The sequence below is a fragment of the Pseudozobellia thermophila genome, from assembly GCF_900141855.1.
Lineage (GTDB): Bacteria > Bacteroidota > Bacteroidia > Flavobacteriales > Flavobacteriaceae > Pseudozobellia > Pseudozobellia thermophila.
This window is the reverse complement of the sequence record NZ_FQYU01000004.1, coordinates 77,141-96,745: the sequence shown is the minus strand read 5'-3', so window position 1 is coordinate 96,745 and position 19,605 is coordinate 77,141. Positions and strand designations below refer to the sequence as shown.

The 19,605-nt window shown below is 46.4% G+C and carries 14 protein-coding genes; 2 read left to right on the top strand and 12 right to left on the bottom strand.

Going from position 1 to position 19,605, the window contains the following annotated elements; translation table 11 throughout:
* Position 1: 1 nt before the first annotated feature.
* The 12 genes from BUB37_RS12355 to BUB37_RS12300 form a co-directional block, all read right to left on the bottom strand.
* Entirely contained in the window at positions 2 to 655 is a 654-nt protein-coding gene (locus BUB37_RS12355; RefSeq protein WP_072994130.1) for a hypothetical protein, read from the bottom strand.
* Between the two features lie 57 nt (positions 656 to 712).
* Positions 713 to 1,123: a hypothetical protein gene (locus BUB37_RS12350; protein ID WP_072994129.1), complete on the bottom strand. Its 411-nt coding sequence runs from the start codon at positions 1,121 to 1,123 to the stop codon at positions 713 to 715.
* A gap of 107 nt (positions 1,124 to 1,230) precedes the next feature.
* Positions 1,231 to 1,968 carry a LytR/AlgR family response regulator transcription factor gene (locus BUB37_RS12345; RefSeq protein ID WP_072994128.1) on the bottom strand — a complete coding sequence of 246 codons (738 nt, stop codon included), beginning with the start codon at positions 1,966 to 1,968 and terminating at the stop codon, positions 1,231 to 1,233.
* Positions 1,968 to 3,818 (bottom strand): tetratricopeptide repeat-containing sensor histidine kinase, encoded by a 1,851-nt coding sequence (locus tag BUB37_RS12340; protein WP_072994127.1) that lies wholly within the window; start codon positions 3,816 to 3,818, stop codon positions 1,968 to 1,970. The genes BUB37_RS12345 and BUB37_RS12340 overlap by 1 nt, the downstream gene beginning before the upstream one ends.
* Positions 3,819 to 4,002: 184 nt before the next feature.
* Complete coding sequence (locus tag BUB37_RS12335) at positions 4,003 to 4,893, bottom strand: carbohydrate kinase family protein (RefSeq protein WP_072994126.1); 891 nt, start codon at positions 4,891 to 4,893, stop codon at positions 4,003 to 4,005.
* A 103-nt stretch (positions 4,894 to 4,996) separates the two neighbouring features.
* Positions 4,997 to 6,742 carry a RagB/SusD family nutrient uptake outer membrane protein gene (locus tag BUB37_RS12330; RefSeq protein WP_072994125.1) on the bottom strand — a complete coding sequence of 582 codons (1,746 nt, stop codon included), beginning with the start codon at positions 6,740 to 6,742 and terminating at the stop codon, positions 4,997 to 4,999.
* Between the two features lie 16 nt (positions 6,743 to 6,758).
* Positions 6,759 to 9,917: a SusC/RagA family TonB-linked outer membrane protein gene (locus tag BUB37_RS12325; protein ID WP_072994124.1), complete on the bottom strand. Its 3,159-nt coding sequence runs from the start codon at positions 9,915 to 9,917 to the stop codon at positions 6,759 to 6,761.
* A gap of 12 nt (positions 9,918 to 9,929) precedes the next feature.
* Positions 9,930 to 11,540, bottom strand: coding sequence for a glycoside hydrolase family 32 protein (locus BUB37_RS12320; protein ID WP_072994123.1), 1,611 nt, complete (start codon positions 11,538 to 11,540; stop codon positions 9,930 to 9,932).
* 10 nt (positions 11,541 to 11,550) lie between these two features.
* Positions 11,551 to 12,915 carry a sugar porter family MFS transporter gene (locus BUB37_RS12315; RefSeq protein ID WP_072994122.1) on the bottom strand — a complete coding sequence of 455 codons (1,365 nt, stop codon included), beginning with the start codon at positions 12,913 to 12,915 and terminating at the stop codon, positions 11,551 to 11,553.
* A 244-nt stretch (positions 12,916 to 13,159) separates the two neighbouring features.
* Positions 13,160 to 15,910 carry a substrate-binding domain-containing protein gene (locus BUB37_RS12310; RefSeq protein ID WP_072994121.1) on the bottom strand — a complete coding sequence of 917 codons (2,751 nt, stop codon included), beginning with the start codon at positions 15,908 to 15,910 and terminating at the stop codon, positions 13,160 to 13,162.
* A 465-nt stretch (positions 15,911 to 16,375) separates the two neighbouring features.
* Positions 16,376 to 17,374 carry an alpha/beta fold hydrolase gene (locus BUB37_RS12305; protein WP_072994293.1) on the bottom strand — a complete coding sequence of 333 codons (999 nt, stop codon included), beginning with the start codon at positions 17,372 to 17,374 and terminating at the stop codon, positions 16,376 to 16,378.
* Positions 17,375 to 17,557: 183 nt separating this feature from the next.
* Positions 17,558 to 18,007 carry an META domain-containing protein gene (locus tag BUB37_RS12300; RefSeq protein ID WP_072994120.1) on the bottom strand — a complete coding sequence of 150 codons (450 nt, stop codon included), beginning with the start codon at positions 18,005 to 18,007 and terminating at the stop codon, positions 17,558 to 17,560.
* Between the two features lie 256 nt (positions 18,008 to 18,263).
* Here BUB37_RS12300 and BUB37_RS12295 point away from each other — a divergent pair, with 256 nt between their 5' ends.
* Together BUB37_RS12295 and BUB37_RS12290 are read left to right on the top strand one after the other, a co-directional pair.
* A complete protein-coding gene (locus BUB37_RS12295) occupies positions 18,264 to 18,959 on the top strand; it encodes a hypothetical protein (protein WP_072994119.1) in 696 nt (231 codons plus the stop codon).
* Positions 18,960 to 19,077: 118 nt separating this feature from the next.
* Positions 19,078 to 19,530, top strand: coding sequence for a lipocalin-like domain-containing protein (locus tag BUB37_RS12290; protein WP_072994118.1), 453 nt, complete (start codon positions 19,078 to 19,080; stop codon positions 19,528 to 19,530).
* The last annotated feature ends 75 nt before the right edge of the window (positions 19,531 to 19,605 follow it).

Sequence of the window (19,605 nt, the reverse complement as noted above, 5' to 3'; positions counted from 1 at the left end):
TTTATAGTTGTTGTAATAATTTTTCTTCTAAGATTTTGGACAGTTCTTTGGGCAATGCCCTGTCGATCGCCAATGAAATGGTAAGTGTCGTAGCTTGAACATTAATACTTAGTGCATCTGCCTGTTGCAGGACGATAGTATCGATGGCCTGCCAGGCTTTTTGACCTATTTCATCTATGGTGATTTGTGACACGACCTCTTTTAATGCCTTGAACACATCCTTAATGTTCAACCTATTGTTCAATTCATTAAGGGGAAGTTGGTCTATGTTCAATTCCTTGATCTGATTTCCCAATTGTGGCTTTTCGGTCTGCAACCAACGTTTCAGCTGCAATACGGTAAGGTTTTCATTTTCTGGGTCCAAGGGTCTGCTAATGGTCCCTTTAGATAGGGCCACGGCCATTTTTTTGGGCTGTTTTACCGTGATGGATACCAGACTATGCAAGTTGAAAAACGATACCTGCTCATCGGACGATAGCAGACAGACCGATTTTTGGTTATTCGCTTCTTTAATGTCGAGCACAATGCCCTCCAAGTAGTTTCCGTTGCTAAGGGAAACACCTATAAGAACAGGTTTTTCATTTTTATGGACGCTTTGTAAAACCTGTTCGGGCGTTTGCGCCACAAAGGTGTCATAGTAGGGTGTATTTGTCATAACAAGAAGTGTTGTAATCGAATATCAATGCGTAATGAAGCTCTAACAGGAATAAGTTTAAAGCTTGCTTTCCAATAGATCGGTCAACACCGTTACCCTCTCTTCTACGTTGTCAGCATTGAGTATGGGGCTATGGTCAACGGTTAGAATGCCTTCTGCAAATGAATAGGCATTTTTAGGGTTGTGATGGTCTTTTGTGTTGATAATGTGTACTTCCCTTAAACTTTCGGCCAAAGCTTCTTTCCCCATTTCGTCGGCGGTAATGGCTTTGAAGGCTTCGATAAGGGGCAAGAAATATATTTTGGGGTACGAGTCGTTATAAAGATGTAAAAAACGGTCTTCGAATAAGGTTTCCCATTCAATGGAAAGCGGAACATCGAAGCCTGCGGCCGCAACTATTTGGGCTTTTAATTGGGGAAATTGTTCTTCTTGAAATGTTTGGGTAAATCTTTTTTCTTTTAATCCCATGATCTTTTGTTTTAAGGGTTATTTGTTTATTTACCTCAAAACTAAGATGGGAAAAGGGGGATTTTAAAACCGTTTTACATTTGCTATTTTCTGTTTTGTATTTGCGTTTATAGGCTGTCCAAAACCTGTTTTAGGTACGATTTTTTTCGTGTGGCCACGGGTATTTTTTCGTCGTTCGTTAGGCAAACGGTATTGTTGCTGCCAATCGTCTTTATATACTTAATATTCACCAAATGCGATTGGTGCACGCGTACAAAGGTATGTTCGCTCAAAATGTTCTCGTAATACTTTAGGTTACGGGCGCTCATGATTTTTTTGTCCACGGTATGGAACACCGTATAGGCACCATCCGATTGGCAGCGTACAATATCCTTGATTTGAAGAAAATATTGGGCATCTGCGGTTTTGATCAATAAGGTTTTCTGAATTTCCTTGTCATTGATCTCTGCAACTTTGTCCAGTGCACTCTTATAGACTTGCTCTTTTTTAAAAGCCACCCTGAACCGATCCAAACATGCGGACAGTTCATCGGAGTCTATGGGTTTAAGCAAATAGTCTATGGTATCGAACTTGATGGCCTTTATGGCAAATTCATCGTAAGCGGTAATAAAAATAAGTTTAAAGGCGATACTGTCCAAAGCTTCCAAAATTTGGAAGGCATTACCGCCAATAAGCTCTATATCGAGAAAAACCAAGTCTGGGGTGCGCTTTTTTAAAAAGCTAATGGCGTCTTCAACATTGTCTATCTTGGCAACGACCTCAATGTCTTTTTGGGTATATTTAATAAGTTTGTCAAGCGTGTTAAGGGCATTGAATTCATCCTCAACTATAATGGCTTCGATCATTATATCTTCAATTTAAAAAACACTTTTGTTCCTGCGGGCTTATTGTCCTTGTCGTATAGATCTTTGATCACAAAGGTTTTTTCCTCGCCCTTTTTTCTCATTTTTAAACGCTCCTTGAATATACTTGTTGCGTGCAGTTCTTCGGTTATTTTTTCGTCCTTGGCCTTGGCCGATCGTCCTACCCCGTTATCGGAAATGACAAAGGACAATTCGTTCCGATTCCTTTCTATTTTAAGCCGGAGTTCGCCGCCTTCCTTTTTCTCCTTTAAGCCATATTCAATGGCATTTTCAACAAAAGGCTGTAATAACATGGGAGGCACCTGTATGCCCGAGGGATCGTCTATGCCTTCCATTGCTACCGAATAGGTAAACGCCTTGTTAAAGCGTAATTGTTGGGTTTCTATATAGTTGGAGATCATTTCAATTTCCTTGTCCAATGGAATGGATTCCTTTCTTACATAATCGAAATTTTGTCGTATCAGTTTGGAAAATTTGGCAATGTAGTTCGATGATTTTATAGGATTGCCTTCCAGGGTGATATTTTGAATGGCGGCCAAGGTGTTGAAAATAAAATGCGGGTTCATCTGTACGCGCAGCAGGCGTTGCTCCAATTTTGAAGCCCTGTTTGCCGCCCGTAATCTGGTATTGTAACTATAAAAGGCGGTTATTATGAGCAAGAGTATAAACAGGGTGACCGTACTGATCAAAAGCCAGGTGTTTCTACGGTTTATTTCTTTCTGGTGTTTAATTTCAGTCTCCTTTCGCTTTACCTCATAATTGACATTGGCGAAATTCAAAAGCCTATCTTTTTCGAGCTTATTTAAGTCTTTCCGTAAACTGTCCCTCACAATTTGATGGTTCAATGCTTTGGTGTAATCTCCTGACATAATGGACAGGGCAATCAATTTATCCCTTACATCGATCTCTTCCTTTGTGTTCTTTGTAGCTTTATAAATACTAAGGGCTTTGTTGAAGTTTACTTTGGCAGAGTCTTTTTCGGCCTTCAGTAAAAATAGATTTCCGAGACCTTTGTAGGGAGCTGCGTTTATGGCTTTTATATTTTTGTTCAAGGTAATGGCGCCCCGCAGAAATTTCTCGGCACTCTCGTATTCCTTTGCTTCCATATAGGTGTAACCTATATTGTTCAGTACACTGACCAATGTTTTGGGGTCTCTTTTGGTCTGGCTCAGTGTCATGGCTTCCGAGTAACTGGCCAAAGCTTTGTTGTACTCCTTTAATTTTAGGTACACACTGGCCTTATTGCTCTTTATTGAAATTATGGATGTGGTATCCGCCTCTTGGGAATACAAGCTGTCGGTCAATTGCACATAAGCCAAGGCCTTGTCGTAGTCCTTTAGGCCAAAATGAAGTTTGAACAATTGGTTGTATGCCTTACCTTCCATGCGCTTATCTCCGATCAACTGTGCCAATTCCAAGGCTTGCAGGGCATATTTTTGTGAGGTTTCGATATCTCCCATGTGGAGGGCGGCACCACTTAAGGTAATCAGGGAACGGCCTTGGTTGTATTTGTCCTTTAGCTCCACAAACAATGTATAGCCTTCGAGATGGGTGTTGAATGCCTCGGGATATTTATCGTTTAAGTATAAGGCCTCTCCTTTATTGAACAGCAATAGGGCCCGCTCCAGGTCGCTTAGGTCTTGGTTGTTTTGCAATAAGCTGTCCAGCTCAAAAAGTGATTCTTCAGGTTGTGTCAGTCTTGTACTGTCCAATACGGCGAGTCTCTTTTCTATACTTGGGCGTACGGTATCCTGATACCCACAGGCCGTAAAAAAGACCAAGAATAAAATGCAAAACCCTAGCTGCCAAAGGCTTTTGTGTCTTATCATCATGAAAGGGGAACTCGATGTTATTTGAGTAGGCTAAAGTAAGAAATCAACCATGTTTATTGCGGATATTGGGGATGGTTTTTTCGAGTGTTGTTTTATCTGGATGCTTCTCTTGAACATTTGGAAATAGAGGTGGCGAGTAGGGGAAAGGGGGTAAACGGGAAGCGCCTAAAAAAGGGTTTTAAGGTTATGGGTTCATAAACTTCTCGATCTTTAATTTGGTCAGGATGGGGTTGGCCCCTTCGCTTTTTGCGACCATGGCCCCCACCGCACATCCGTAATCAAGGGCCGCTTGGGGACTTTCACCATTAAAAAGTTTGTACAGCACGGATGCCAGAAAGGAGTCGCCCGAACCTACGGTATCCAAGACCTTGATACGGTAACCGCTATTGTAGTATAAGGTTTCGTTTCGATACAACACCGCCCCATAGGCACCTTTGGTCACACAAATGGTACCGGTCTTGGTTTTTGCCGCCACATAGGCTATGGTCTGTTCCATTGAATTGTATTTTGATCCGATATGCCCCGCTATTTCAAAAAGCTCGTCGTCGTTGAACTTGATAAAGTCGGATTCTTCCATTAAATCGACCAATAAGGTAGGGGTATAGTGGGGCGGGCGCAGGTTGACATCAAAAACCTTATAGGCCGCCATTTTTAACAAGGAGGCAAGCGTGGTCCTGGAAACCGAATCGCGACAGGCCAGACTACCGAAAACGAAGAAGTCGGATGCCTTGACCAATGCTTTTTGGTATTCGTTGGCGAGGATCTTGTCCCAAGCTACCGGATAGGCAATATCGTAGGAGGCGGCCCCCTTGTCGTTCAAGATTACGTTAACGGCACCCGTGGGGTATTTTTCCTGTAGGTGTATTCCCTTTGTGTGTACGCCCAACTTGGTAAGATAGTTTATGATCTTTTTGCCTTCCGGGTCTTGACCTACGCTGCTTATCAAGGCCGTTTCAACCCCATATGAGGTTAGCCTAAGCGAGACGTTCAGTGGGGCACCCCCAATTTTGGAGTGTGTTGGAAAATGATCAAAAAGCACCTCTCCGAAACAAACTGCATTTATTTTTTTGTCCATATCGAACTACATTTAATTTAAAAAGCACGGGAAAGAAACCTTTCTCTCCCGTGCTGAACTAACAAACTAACAGATAGTACACTACTCTATTTTTCTATCCCTTTTAGTACCCCGGATTTTGAACATAGACACCTCCGGTAAAGTCTATTTCACGTTGGGGTATGGGGTAATACTCGTCCCTTCCCGCGGTAAATTGTGCGTTGGTCAAGAAATCCCTCTTTGTCTTTTCCTCGGCTAGGTAGGCATTGAGTACCTCTGCAGCCTCGCCCCAACGGACCAGGTCGAAGAAACGGGGACCTTCCATTCCGAATTCCAACCTTCTTTCGAACTTTAAGGCTTTTAGGGCAAATTCCTTGGAGGGAAAGGAGTCGTAGGTGCCGATGTTGTAGATGTCGGTGGCGCCGGCAGCCAAGGGTCTCGACGTACTTGCGGCGGCACGTGTTCTTATTTGGTTGATTATGGGTAGCGCCTCGTCCCATCTGTCCAGTTGGATCAGGGCCTCGGCCTTGAACAACAATACATCGGCATAGCGAATAAAATCAACATTCTTTGAAGTGCCTATAAAGGGCCCCTCCTTTACGTAGCAGGAGCAATCGGGGGCCTGTTGCTCCTTCATGTTTCCAAAATAGCCGTACACTCCGGGATCACGCGCCCAGCTAAAGTTGTAGATCATGTCACCGGCTTCGTTTACCGTGTTTCGGTATTTGAACGGCCTTCCGGGAATCCCTACCGTATGGTCGATTCTGGGGTCGACGGTCAGTCCGGCTTCCGGAACGACGGTTCCGTCCTCTGCCAGGGTATCGAAGATATCCTCATTGTTAAAGGTGTCGAGTAACGGAAGTCCGTTGGCATCGGTCTTAAAGGCGTTCACCATATTCTGGCTGGCCAAATGAAAGCCACAACAACCGTATAGTCCCGTACCATGCGGGGAATTTAGTCCGGTCACAAAACTTACACGGCTTACGATGGTTCCGTCGTTGATGGAAAACTGTGCGGCCCAAATGGATTCGGGTCCGTTGTCGAAACCATCTAAAAAGTTGTTGCCGTAATCGGCTTCCAAACTGGCCGTTACATCGTCGGCATAGTCGATTACCTCTTCCAACCGTGCGGTGTTGATGTTGACCACCTGGTGGGTTTCGTTCTGCTCGTAGGCCTGGTACAGCCTAAGCTTGGCCAGATAGGCCGCCGCCGCGTTCTTATCGGCCCTCCCGGGCTGATCTTGCGTTTGCGGTAGGTTGTCGTAGGCGTAAAGGAAGTCATCGGCTATTTTGTTCCACAGCTCGTCGTTAGGCAGGTCGTTCGAGACCTTTCCGATTTCTTCCGATGTCAAGTCCTCTGTGATATAGGGAATCTTTTTGAACAGGGTTTTTAGGATAAAGTGCGAATGCGCCCTTAAAAACCGGAGTTCCGCTTGACGGACGGTCTTTTCGGGATATTCGGCATCGGGAATTTCGTTGATGACCGACAAGGCAAAATTTGCCCTTGAAATGGCCGCGTAATAGTTGGTCCATGTTCTTGGCCCCATCCAATCGGTACCGTTGTCGGCCTCGGTAAGGTTGTATTGCTCGTACTTGTCGACGATGTCGACATCGCCACGGCCTCCTCCGCCTTTATAGGCATCATCGGAGCGAACGCTACCGTATACCCACATGTGGGTAAGGGGACCTATCATATCGTCATTGGCAATGCCTGCGTAGGCCGCCACTACCAAAGATTCCGCATTTTCGGCGGTTGCCACGTTTTCATTGGACAGCACACCTTCAGGTTCGTATTCCAAAAAATCGTCGGAACAGGATGCAAAGGCCAACAAAGCCATCATCCCGAATATTAATAATCTATTGTATTTCATGATTGTCGGTTTTTTGTTAAAAGTTTAAGTTAAGGCCCAAAGAGAGTACCGTGGGAACGGGAATTCGGTTAACATCGGTGCGCTCCGGATCGGCTCCTATATAATCGTTGGGCGTGAACCACAGTAGGTTTTCCCCTTGAAAATAGATGCGTAGACCGGTCATGCCCCCTAATTTGCCAATAAGGTCTTGAGGCAGTGAATAGCCTATCTGAAGGTTACGGATCTTGAAATAAGAGTTGTTCCTGTACAGATAATCGGAAATTCGGGTGTCGTTCAAGGCGAGGGACAGGGCGGGGATATCGGTATCGGTATTCGAGGGTGTCCACGCATCCAATAGGCCTATACCTCCGTTTTCCCTACCCGATGCAAAATTGTTCCAAAAAATATAGGGGTCCTGGCCAATTCTTCCGGCCACCCCGGATCCGAAGACCGAAAAGTCAAAGTTTTTATAGGCAAGGTCGATACGTACACCGTATTCCAGGTCGGGCAAGGTGTTTCCGATAAAATCGCGGTCGTCGGCGTCGATTGTACCGTCGCCGTTCAGATCCTTAAACTTTAGGCCTCCTGGTCGGGCACCGACTTGGTCGGCCGAACTATCGACATCGGCCTGGCTTTGGAAAAGACCGTCCGTTTGGTAACCGAAAATCGAAAATTGCGATTGGCCCACTATCGAGTTTTCCGCCGTTCCGGGGAAAGCTGCCCGTACCTCTTCGGGCAAGAAGGTGATCTCGTCCTTAAAGGCGCCGAAATTGGTCGATATGCCAAAGGAAAGTCCGCTCTCGAAGGTTTTGGCATAGCCTAAGGAAAGTTCCCATCCCTTGGTTGTTGTCGAGGCCCCGTTCAATACCCTTTGCTGCCCTTCGCCAATTACCGAGGCGATCGGGGGAGTGGTCAGGATATCGTCGGTATCGCGGGTAAAATAATCAAAGGAACCTATTACGGCGTTGTTGAACAAGCCGAAGTCGACCCCGATATTGATCTCTTTGGTCGTTTCCCATTTTAAGGCCGGATTGGCCGCTTGGGTAGAAACGAAACCGGAGGGGAGCGTACCGCTATTGTTTCCGTTAAGGTCGTAGGCCGTACCCACATTATAGAAGGTATTGAAGAAATTATCCTCACCCGTGGCCGTTAATTGGTTTTCGCCGTACCGGGCTTCATAGATTCCGAACCGGGCCAGGTCGCCGATATTCTGATTGCCCACTTCACCGTAGCCGGCCCTTAGTTTTAGGTTGCTGATCAGTTCACTTTCCTTTAAAAAGTTTTCCTGGCTTATTCTCCAACCCAAGGTAAAGGCAGGGAAGATACCGTATCTGTTGTCGGGACCAAACCTCGAAGAACCATCGCGGCGAACGGTAACCGAGGCCAAATACTTGTCGCCGAAGGCGTAGTTGAGTTTGGCAAACTGCGATAGCAACCTACTGCCACTTGAACTTCCGTTCGATGTTCGTGCCCCCGTAGCGGCACCTAGAACAAAGTAATTCTCCGATTCAACGGCAAAGCCGTCGGCCTGTGCCAATACGGAATCAAAATCGTTCTTTACCGATTCCGTACCTACAAGTAGTCCGAAGCGGTGATCGTTCAACTCCAATTGGTAGTTCAGGGTGTTGGTAAAGACCAGGCTCGTGAACTTATTGGTGTCCATGATCAACCTGTTATTGCCCCGGGTAATAAAACCGTTGTTTACGGTGGGTTCGATGTCCTTGCTTTTATAGTCGTTGTAATCGAGCCCTATACTCGTTCTAAAGGTGAGGTTCTTTAGGATGTCGAGTTCGGCATACAGGTTACCGAATATAGTGGTTCGTTCGGTATTGTCCCATCGGTTGAGGTATTGCATCAATACGGGGTTGTTCCTGTCAGAATATCCCGCGCCGATCGGTCCGGCAAACTCGCCATTGGCATCCCTAAGGGGAATGGTGGGGGCCAGTGTGATCGCCAGGCTAGGGGTGGGGGCACTACCCACATCGGGGGAGGCCAGTGTCTCATCGGATGTGTAGAACTGCGTGTTCATACCGATACGGAGCTTATTGTCGAATAGGTTGAAGTTCGAATTCAGTTTTGCCGAATACCTTTCGTAATTGGTGTATTTGAGTATCCCCGTATTTTTCAAATACCCCACGTTCAACAGGTGAAAGGACTTCTCCGATCCCCCCGAAATGCTTATATCGTTGTTGAGTACATAGCCCGTTTCATAGGTTTCTTCCTGCCAATCGGTATCCCCGACGGGTACGGTATTGTCGCCACCAACAAAGGGTTGTACCGAAACGCTGTTCAATACGGGGTTGGCAAAATCATTGTTCCAGTCGAAGTTATAGATCTCGCCGTAGCCTCCTGCGGGGTCGGCGCCGTCGTTTACCGATGCACGCCAGAGTATTTCGCCCCTTTGTTGTGCGTTCAGCATATCGTAGCGTTGTTGCTTTTCGGATAGTACGGACACGTTGGAATTGATCGAAATGCTCAATTTTTCGCCATCGGCGCTTCGGGCCCGGTTTTTAGTGGTAACTATAATTACACCGTTACCGGCACGTGCACCATAAATGGAGGATGCCGATGCATCTTTAAGAACCTGTACCGACTCGATGACACTGGGGTTAAGGCTTGAAAATACTTCTTGGCGTACCGTGGGCACCCCGTCGATTACAAACAGGGGATCGTTATTTCCCAGGGTGGTCACCCCCCTGATAAGGATGTTGTTGCTGTTTCCCGTTGGGTCGCCCGATTTTTCAATGAACAGTCCGGGCACACGGCCTTGCAAAGACTGTACGGCACTACCCGAACTCATGCTTTGCCCTTCGACGGGACCCAGTTCAACCACAGTGACCGCACCCGTCAAATCGGCCTTGCGTTCCGTGGCGTATCCCGTTAGCACCACTTCCTCCAATTGTTGGGCATCGGCCTGCATGGCAATATCTATGGTCGATTGGTTGTTTACGGGAATCTCGGTTCTGGTGAATCCGATATAGCTGAAGACCAAGGTAGCGTCGGGCGGTACGTCGTTCAAGGTATAGATACCGTCAAAATCGGTAGTGGTACCCGTTGTGGTTCCCTTAACGACCACAGAGGCCCCGGGCAAGGGCATTCCGTCATCAGCGGAGGTAACCGTACCCGTTATTTGTCCCTGGGCCAAAAGGCCAAGGGGGACAAAGGTCAACAGAAAAAATAGCAGTTTTAGTTTCATAATAGTTGAGTTTTAGTTAAAGTTTAATTGATGTATTTCGAGTTTGTTAAGCGTGAATGTATCCGTGTCCGATTCCAATGAGAGGGATTCAAAAGGCGCATTCGGAAAGAAGATCTCGGTCATTACCGTTTGTCCGTCGTCATAAAAGAGTTCTATGGAAGTCTTGTCCAAGATGATTTTTCCCGTCCAATTCTTGGCATTCGACAGGCGTGGTGCCTTGGCGATCCTATCGGAAAACTTTTCGGAAAAACCGGTCTGGCCCGATTGGCCCCTATCGACAAAAAACTTGTTTTCGATGGTATCGTAGCCAAACTTCAAGGCGTCGCCCTTTGAATTGGAGAGCGAAAAGGTGTACTTGCCTATTGAGGCATTGGGTATTTCAAAGTTTATTTCGGTTTGGGACAGGCTGATCGTCTGGGTGGTGGTCAAGACCGTTTTTCCCGCTATCGAAATATCGGTGTCGGCTACCTTTTTGCCCCTGTAGTTTTTTAATTGTTTTACCGGAAGCGATACCAATCTATAGGTATCGTCTCCCTTTATCAGGCTTAGTTCGCGGGCTATGGTGTTTGCGCTTCGCCATTGTTCGGTAGGTACGACATTGGCGTATAGCCAGTTCGACATCCACCCGATAAACAGCTTGCTTCCGTCTGCCGTACGCGCGTTCGACCAGGTAACCCCCGCATAGTTGTCGCGGCCGAAGTCTACCCAAAACCGGTGTTCCTTTTCAAGCTCTTTTTGAAAGCTCTCGTCGATTTTAAAGGTTTTGCCGTCAAAATCGCCGATAAAGTATTGTGTGGCCGAGCCCGTATTGGGGCCTCCGGGATTTATACTCACGAGCAGCACCCACTTTTGTTCATCCGTTCCCTTGACCGGAAGGGGGAAGAGGTCGGGACACTCCCAAACCCCATCGTGGTTTCCGATGCCCTCACCGAACACCGATAGCAATTCCCAGTCTTTCAGGTCTTTTGAGGCGTAGAACTTTATTTCCTGTCCGGCGGCCAAGACCATTACCCATTGCCCGCGCTCCTCGTCCCAATCAACTTTGGGATCCCTAAAATCGGGAATGCCCGGGTTCTTTACTACCGGGTTTCCCTCGTACTTGGTAAAGGTCAGCCCTTCGTCTAGGGAATAGGCGATCGATTGCACCTCGTCAACGATTTTTCCGGCCTTTTCGGCTTCCATATCGTGGTTGGTGTACATGGCCACTACCGGAGTCTTTTCCTTTTGGGAAAAGCCTGTGGTGTTGTCGATATCGACTACTGCGCTCCCTGAAAAGATGGTTCCCAATTCGTCGGGGTATAGGGCAATAGGCTGTTCCTTCCAAGTGATCAAATCGGTACTGGTGGCGTGCCCCCAATGCATGGGCCCCCACTTGTTGTCATCCGGATTGTGTTGAAAATACAGGTGGTAGTAACCGTTGTAATAGAACAGCCCATTGGGGTCGTTCATCCATCCCTTCTTTGGGGTAAAATGAAAGTTGGGACGGTACATTTCTTCGTTGTCAACTGTGGTTTCCGTTGCCATATCTGCCGTTTGTTTTTTTTCAGCCTTGTTCTTGCAAGAAGTGCCAAGGGCAAAGGCAATCACCAGTAGTAGTGCGGTTTTGAATGATGGGTTTTTCATACTGCTTAGATTAGTTTACTTTTTCTTTGAGGTTTAAATCTTCCGTAGGTACGGGATGCTTCCCCTTAATGAGCTTTTTGCTGAGCTCTTCGAGTGAGATGCCCTTGGTTTCGGGCATCATAAAGGCCACGAAGAGGAGCTGAAGGAACATCATAAAGGCAAAGAACGCGAATACGGTTCCGGCACCGATGGTCGTAAAAAGCACCGGGATCAGCGAGGGGATGATAGCGGCCAATATCCAATGGACGGAACTGCCAAAAGATTGGCCGGCCCCCCGTAAATGGTTGGGGAATATTTCTGAGATAAAGACCCAGATCACGGTGCCTTGGCCAATGGCATGGGCGGCAATAAAAATGAAAAGGAAAATAGGCACCGATAGTCCCCCCCAATCGAGGAAAAAGGCACATGCCACCAAGGAAAGGGAAACGATATACCCCACCGAACCGAAATAGAGCAACTGCTTTCTGCCCAACCTGTCGATGAGATATACACCCAAAAGGGTAAAGACCAAATTGGTAAGGCCAATACCGATACTGCTTAAAAGCGCGGTGCTCTCACCAAGGCCGGCCTCTTCAAAAATGCGCGGTGCGTAGTACAAAAAGGCATTGATGCCCGACAACTGGTTAAAGAAGGCTATTAAAAAGGCCAAAATCAGGGGGAAGCGATACTTTTTTATGAATATGTTCTCTCCCGATGCCTTGTTCCCGTCTTGGGAACCGATCTCGAGCAAGAGTTTTTCCACATCCTGGTCGGGATTAATCAGTTTTAAAACATCGCGGGCCTCTTCATTTCTCGATTTGGTCAAGAGCCATCTCGGACTCTTCGGTACACTTAAAATAAAGAGGGTATAGATCAGGGCCGGAATGGCCTCGACTCCCACCATCCATCGCCAGGCGTTTTCACCGATTCCGTTGAGGAGGTAGTTCGACAAAAAGGCGACTAGAATACCGAACACGATATTGAATTGGTAAAGTCCCACGAGTTTGCCTCGGTCTTTGGCCGGGGCAATTTCAGAAATGTACGTAGGCGCGGCTATTGTCGATGCGCCTACGCCCAAGCCGCCGATAAAGCGAAATGCGGCAAAGGTGATGGGGTCGTTCGCCAGGGCCGAACCCAAGGCGGACAAGGTATAGAGAATACCGATCCACAATAAGGTGTTCTTCCTTCCTATTTTATTGGTTGGGATAGCTCCCAAGATAGCACCTACTACGGTACCCCAAAGGGCCATGGCCATGACGACGGTTCCGTGAAAGACATCCGAGGAGCCCCATAAGGCCTGTAACTTTTTATCCGCCCCCGATATGACTACGGTATCAAAGCCAAAAAGGAAACCTGCCAAAGCCGCGGTAATCGACCAAATCCATATTTTTTTCATAATTCGTAATTCTGTAGTGTTGCGACTAAAGTATTCCTAAAATATAGGTGTCTATTTTACTGATGTTGCAATCTGTTATGATTTCGTTAAGGGATTGTTGGTTTAGGGTTAACCGTGTGAATATCAATTTATTGACTTCTTTTTTTAACACGGGCGCATTTCGCCGGGGTATACTCAGGTTACGCGACCTTTAAAAATGTTACGGCGATATTTGGCAAATTTTCAGGTTTGGTCGGAAAAGGGGTTACGACGACTTTCTAAACGAGGCGGGAGACTTTCCGTATTTGCCCTTAAAGGCGGTAGAGAAGTAATTGGGAGAGGAGAATCCGTTGGAATAGGCGATCTCTGAAATGGTCAAAGAGGTCTTTTCCAACATCGACTTGGCCTTTTCGAGGCGTAGGTTGCCTATGTAATCACTGATACTGATCCCCATCATGGCCTTTACCTTTCGGTACAATTGAACCCTTGAGATATTTAGGCTTTCGGCCAGGTTTTCAACCGAAAAGTCGGAGTTGCCCAAATTTTCGTTGATCAGGGTATTGAGCTTACCGATAAATTGCTGCTCTATATTGCCGAACGAATCGGTGTCTTCTATGTGATGGATGTTGCTCGTATAGTAGTAGCGCAATTTTTCGCGGTTGTACAACAGCGATTTGATGGATTGGACCAATATGGAATAACTGAAAGGTTTCGTTAAATATAGGTCGGCCCCAGATTGTAGTCCCCTTACATAGGAATCTTGGTCGCCCAGGGCGGTGAGTATAACGGTGGGTATATGCGAGGTTCTTAAATCCTTTTTTAAGATCTCACAGATTTCAAACCCGGTTTTACCGGGCAGGTTTACATCGCATAAGACGATGTCGGGAATGGTCTCTAGGGCTTTTTCGACGGCATCGGTACCATCCGACAGATGGATGTCGTACTCCAGCTGTAATTTGTTTTTAAGGAAAGCGGCAAGGTCGCGGTTGTCTTCGACGATAAGGACCGTATACTTTTCGGCTTCGTCGGAAGGGGCCTGGATCAGGTAATTGTCGTCGACCAAATGTTCGGAGGTAAAATCGATTATGCTGGTATCTATCAAATCGTGTTCGGTGATGATTTCGTTTTCGTCGAAGTGGGCCTGCCCCTTGTACAGCGTAACCGTAAACTCAGATCCGCGAACCGATTTTACCTCGATCGACCCCTTGTGCATTTCAACAAACTCCTTGCTCAGATGCAGTCCTATGCCCGAGCTGCTCTTACGGTTGTTCGAGCCCTTAAAAAAGGCTTGGAACACTTGGTCCATATCGTTCTCGGGTATTCCGATTCCGGAGTCCTTAAACCGGATGTTAACGGTATTGCCGTCAGCGTCGTCCTCGATATTGATTTCAATCTTTCCGTTGTCGGGCGTAAACTTAAAGGCGTTCGACAATAAGTTGAAGTAGACCTTGTCCATCAGGTTCCTGTCTATGAACACCTCCAGGGCCTCGTTGTTCGAGGTGAGCTTAAACCTGATGTTGCGTTTTTTGGCCTCCCTTTTAAAGTCGTTTATGATGTTTTCGGAAAACTTGTACAGGTTGGTCTTCGATGCCCTTAAGGTAAATTTGCGGTCCTCTACCTTTCTAAAGTCCAAAAGCTGGTTGATCAACCGCAGCAGTCGATTCGAATTGTTGTGTATCAGTTCCAATTCGTTCATCATTTTGCCCCCCTTGTCCCGTGCCGTTTCGTGAAGCGATTCGATGGCGCTGATGATCAGGGTGATCGGGGTCTTGAACTCATGGGAAAGTCCGGTAAAGAAATTGAGCTTGGCATCATTGCTGGCCTTTACCTCTTCGGCAATTTTCTCGATTTGGTTGCGCTGTACCGTAATCTTCTCGTTGGTAAGTTGGAGCTGCCTGTTCTTTTTGCGAATGGTAAAGATCGAGTAGATACTGTACAGGGCCAGGGCGAGGATTATGGACGAAAGGGCCATGACAATTTTAAGCAGGTTGTTTTGGGCATAGTACCGGTCTTCCAGATCCTTGATCGCCGTTATCTGCTGTTCGATATTGTGCTGTTGCTCGTTTATCCGGTCGTACTGGTTTTTCATGATATCGGCGTTCACGTCGTTGATGACGGTCGTCGATAGGATGTTGTTCTTGGGCACCGATTCCTTGTTGAGGATCCTCAGGGCCAATTTAATGGCCTCATTGCCCCCTGTCGGGTAAAGTACGGTTGCCTTTAGAATACCGTCCTTTACGGCCTGTATACCGCCATTCGGACCCGACAGTCCGTCGACCCCGATAATCTCTACCTCGTCTTCAAGGCCCATATCGCGCAATACCTCCCAGGCCCCTACGGCCATCCTGTCGTTATGGGCGAAGATGTAATCGGCGTTCACCGTACCTGAGTAAAGCGATCTTAACGGTTTTTGGATGGACTCCTTTTCCCAATCCCCCTCAATGGTGGCGACCACCCTTGCCGAGCCATACTGATCGATCATTTGGTTAAAGCCTATGCTTCGTTCCTCTGCCGGAGAAGAGCCCGACAAACCTTTAATTTCAATTATTCGTATGGAATCTTTGGTGTTTGACGAAATAATTTCCTTCGCCGCGGTACGGCCGACCTCGATATTATCGGCGCCCAGATAGGCCGTGTATTTCTGGTTTTGGGTTTTTCGGTCGACTACCAAGATCGGTATGCCCTGGTCCATGGCTTTTTGTACCACCGGTGTAATCGGTTTTGATTGGATGGGGGAAACGATAATGATGTCGGGTTTTTCGGAAATGAGTTCCTCCAACTGTTCTATTTGCCTTTGCACGTCGTAGTCGGCATCCTTGATGGTCAGCTCGATATCGGGATTCAAGGAAGCTTGGAGTTGCATGGCGTTGTTCATCGAACGTCGCCAGTCGTCATTGGTCATCGCCTGCGAAAAACCGATCCGGATCTTACCTTCCGAGACGGTCCTATTGCAAGAGAAAAGGAGCAATGCAATGAACAGTGCACCTATAAACGGGATATGGTTTTTAAGAGTCATTTGATTGTAATGGCGTGCGTAAACTTACTGAAAATTGTTTTTATTTGATGCCTTCCGGTACAGGTGGGGTTTCGAACAGTCAAACGTTCACTGTATGCTACCCAAGAGTTTTTCGGGGCTCCGAACAGGTGTTTTTTATTACGGCCCCTGTACGGGCCAGGGAGGGGCCAATGGCACTAAATTACGCTTAATATTTGGACTTTAAGCGGGCGTTGGGGTAAGCGTCCCCCGATAAATCACAAGGGCCTTTTCGGACTGGGAATTGACCTTTCCATGGAAGGACAGGGGCAATGGATTATGGGGGAGCCGTAGCGGATTAGGGCAGGCTTCTTGCCCGGGCAATGGGGATCGCTCCAAAAAAAGGCCTCCACCGGCAAAAGGGTGGAGGCCTCAAATTCAGAATATCATCGTATGGCGCCGGTGCCGGTGGTTTTTAAGAACAACACGGACTTTCGGCAATGGCACCTACTGCTTTAGAAAGGAGGTCAGGGGGGCGATAAAGCGGTCAAAACTCTCAATATGGGGCAGGTGCCCGATATTGGCCAACTCCACCAACTCCGCATCGGGTATGCGCCCTTGGGTCTTTTTGCCCAGTTCGTTATAAAGTCCCATAGTCTTTCGCACTTCTTCCGATACCAAGGGTTTTCCCAAGGCCGTGCGGTCGCGGGTACCGATGATCAAGAGGGTCTTGGCCTTGATGTTTTCAAACTCATAGACCACGGGCTGGGTAAAGATCATATCGTAGGTAAGGGCCGCGTTCCAAGCGATGCGTTCGTAATCGGAATTTAACGTCCAACCTGCCAAAAGGTTCACCCATTGATCGTATTCGGACTTCCATTGGTTGTCGTAATAGCTTTCGAGCTGGTATTTCCGTATGCCCTCATAGCTTTTCTTCAATTCGTTTTGGTACCACCACTCCACGGGTTTGTAGGGCACCTTAAGTTTCCAGTCCTCTAAACCGATGGGGTTCTCCAAGATCAGTTTTTCGGTGGTTTCGGGGTACATCAAGGCGAAGCGGGCGGCGATCATCCCTCCCATGGAATGGCCTAGGACGGCCGTTTGGGAAATGCCCAAGGTATCCAAAAGGCTTTTGGTGTTTTGGGCCAGTTGCTGAAAGGTATAGTGAAAATGGGCCGGTTTGGATGATTTTCCGAAACCGATCTGGTCGGGGGCAATGACCCTAAAGCCTTCCTTGGTCAAGGCCTCGATGGTAGTCTTCCAATAGGCACCGTTAAAGTTTTTGCCGTGGAGCAATACAATGTTCTTGCCGTTGTAGTTCTCGGGCTTTACGTCCATATAGGCCATTTTTAGTTGCTGCCCCTGGTTGTTCACGCTTAGCGTGGCTACCGGAAACGGGTACTCGTAATTGGAGAGTTCGATATCGAGCCATTGCAGTTTTTCCGCTTGGGCATGGGCCATGTGAACGGCGATCAGGGCCAAGAGGACGGGAATGATTTTTTTCATGTTTTCTACGTTCTGTCTTTTGTTTGCGGGTACCGTCCCGACGTGCATCGGGCGGTACAAGGCGGCAAAATTAAATCATCGCGATAGAGGGCAGCGATAATGTTTTGTTAAGATCGAGCAGGAACGTGAAAGAGGAGGGAAGGGCGGCGGCCTGTCCCGTATTTTTTGCTTGCGCAGGGAGGATCAAGGTTTGTTGGCCTTAGGGCTGTCTTCCATGGGCTTAAAGCGCATCATGGGCACCTCGTCCATCAACAGCTCCAGTTTGCCATCGGCATCGATGCGGTAGGCGGTTATTTTCTTCATGGTGTTGAGAAAGAAGCCTTCGCCTTGGCCGCAGAACATCATGGTGGTGGGGCCGGGCTCGCCAAAGGAAATCTGGTTGCCGTCGAGGGTAAAATCGGCCGAATACCCATTGCAGCTATTGTTGCCTTCCACACGGGAGTTTTGCGGGTTAAAGCGGATGGCCGGCTTGCGATCGGGGTAGAGTCCGGAAAAGGCGATACGCGGGCCCGATAGGTATTCCAGTTCCCAAGCGGAGCTAAAGAGCGTGTTGTCGGTAGCTTTTTGGGTCGACGAGCAGGAGGCGAACACCAGGACAAGAAGCAGGATACAGAGGGAAGTATAGGTTTTCATAGCGCTTTTTTAGGGCGAAAGATAGCGTATTTAAGAAAAACGAAGGAAGCCGGAAGCAGGCACTTTGTCGATTTTTTGGGCCTCTTTTTACCTAAGACCTGTTAAAAACTTTGCTAAAAACCTTACGGAAATCTGTAAGTCAGGTGTGTTAAATCGTTGTAAATTAGCGTGGTAAATTAAAAGGTGACTGGTTGTTGGTGTTGTTGGGGGAGATGGTATCGTGAGGGTATACTTAATTGTTGGTAGATATAAAAAAATGAAAATTGACCTAACAGAAATTACGGAGAGTGTTTTCGAAGTTCAGACAATTACAATCTGTCAGAAATTTCGAGAGGCTGCAATAATATATTTGGAGAGAGAGCCAAACGAGATTGACAAAAGCAAACTGCTAAAACAGACAGATGCTTTACTTTTTAAATTCACACTTTCTGTAATCAATTTGGAATTCCTTTGGCGAATTTCTGAGAAGCAAAGTACTGAAGGCCGACTGGCTGAAAATGAAAAATTTGAATGGAATAATAGTAATTCGATTATCGATGCTACATTTTTTGAGAGCACAATTATACAAATAAGGGCATTTATTGATTTTGCCCAAAAACTAGCCTGTGTGACTTTGGGTTATAATAAACAAATAAACGGGACTAAAGATTTCTACAAAAATCTAAATAAGATTGGTGGAAGCAAAAGCAATTTGATTAAGGAAAAATTTTCAGAGATGGATAAAACTTGGGGTAAATTAATTAGAAGCCTTCGAAATAAAATTGTCCATTATGACTTGATAAAGACCAATCATGAATATAGGCCAACCGTGAAAGGAAAAAACTATGAGGTATTTGCTCAAGAACTAACCAATAATATGTTTTTGTTCTTGGTTGACTTGTGCAAATTGCTTTTTGAGATAGAGTGGGTTTCAGGGACATTTAATGAATTTAAAAAGGCATATGCACGCTAACAAAGTGTTAAAGGTAAAGGTCAAAATAATTGTTTCCTTGATAATTTTAGATGAACCATAGTTGTTCTTTTCCATAATCTAAAAACAAAATTTTGATTGTTAAAAATAATTATTACGAATGAGAAATTTGAAGTTAATCTATGTGTTTTTAAGTTTATTCATAGTTTTTTCATCTTGTAATGATGATGACTCGAACTCTGATTATGCCTCAGTATCAATAATTGGAAAGTGGCAACTAATAGCCGAAAATTATGGGGGACAGTCTCAAGATTTATCGGCTTGTGAAAAGGAGCAAACTATGGAATTTTTCTCAGATGGAACTGTTGAACATTATTATGTTGATAATGAACCTTGTGACTTCAGTACGGCAAATTTTAGTTATAGTGAAAATGATAACCAGTTGATTTTTAGTGTAGAAGGGGAAGGGGTTAGTGGGGGAACTTATGTGCTGACCTCCGTTATAGAAGTTTTGGATGATATAACACTTCGGTATAGATTTATATCGGACAACGAGGACGGGGTGTATCCCGTAAGTGAACAAACATCACTAACATATAAGCGAATAGAATAATATCAAAGAACCATTGCAGCTAAAATTCGAACATTAGGTTCGGCCCCACTAGCTCTGCCTAACATGATTAAACTA

What these genes read in the sequence shown, in the direction of transcription:
- BUB37_RS12335 (WP_072994126.1), bottom strand. Translation starts at nt 4,893, where the DNA reads ATGGACAAAAAAATAAATGCAGTTTGTTTCGGAGAGGTGCTTTTTGAT.
- BUB37_RS12315 (WP_072994122.1), bottom strand. Translation starts at nt 12,915, where the DNA reads ATGAAAAAAATATGGATTTGGTCGATTACCGCGGCTTTGGCAGGTTTC.
- BUB37_RS12305 (WP_072994293.1), bottom strand. Translation starts at nt 17,374, where the DNA reads ATGAAAAAAATCATTCCCGTCCTCTTGGCCCTGATCGCCGTTCACATG.
- BUB37_RS12320 (WP_072994123.1), bottom strand. Translation starts at nt 11,540, where the DNA reads ATGAAAAACCCATCATTCAAAACCGCACTACTACTGGTGATTGCCTTT.
- BUB37_RS12310 (WP_072994121.1), bottom strand. Translation starts at nt 15,910, where the DNA reads ATGACTCTTAAAAACCATATCCCGTTTATAGGTGCACTGTTCATTGCA.
- BUB37_RS12340 (WP_072994127.1), bottom strand. Translation starts at nt 3,818, where the DNA reads ATGATGATAAGACACAAAAGCCTTTGGCAGCTAGGGTTTTGCATTTTA.
- BUB37_RS12295 (WP_072994119.1), top strand. Translation starts at nt 18,264, where the DNA reads ATGAAAATTGACCTAACAGAAATTACGGAGAGTGTTTTCGAAGTTCAG.
- BUB37_RS12325 (WP_072994124.1), bottom strand. Translation starts at nt 9,917, where the DNA reads ATGAAACTAAAACTGCTATTTTTTCTGTTGACCTTTGTCCCCCTTGGC.
- BUB37_RS12345 (WP_072994128.1), bottom strand. Translation starts at nt 1,968, where the DNA reads ATGATCGAAGCCATTATAGTTGAGGATGAATTCAATGCCCTTAACACG.
- BUB37_RS12355 (WP_072994130.1), bottom strand. Translation starts at nt 655, where the DNA reads ATGACAAATACACCCTACTATGACACCTTTGTGGCGCAAACGCCCGAA.
- BUB37_RS12350 (WP_072994129.1), bottom strand. Translation starts at nt 1,123, where the DNA reads ATGGGATTAAAAGAAAAAAGATTTACCCAAACATTTCAAGAAGAACAA.
- BUB37_RS12300 (WP_072994120.1), bottom strand. Translation starts at nt 18,007, where the DNA reads ATGAAAACCTATACTTCCCTCTGTATCCTGCTTCTTGTCCTGGTGTTC.
- BUB37_RS12330 (WP_072994125.1), bottom strand. Translation starts at nt 6,742, where the DNA reads ATGAAATACAATAGATTATTAATATTCGGGATGATGGCTTTGTTGGCC.
- BUB37_RS12290 (WP_072994118.1), top strand. Translation starts at nt 19,078, where the DNA reads ATGAGAAATTTGAAGTTAATCTATGTGTTTTTAAGTTTATTCATAGTT.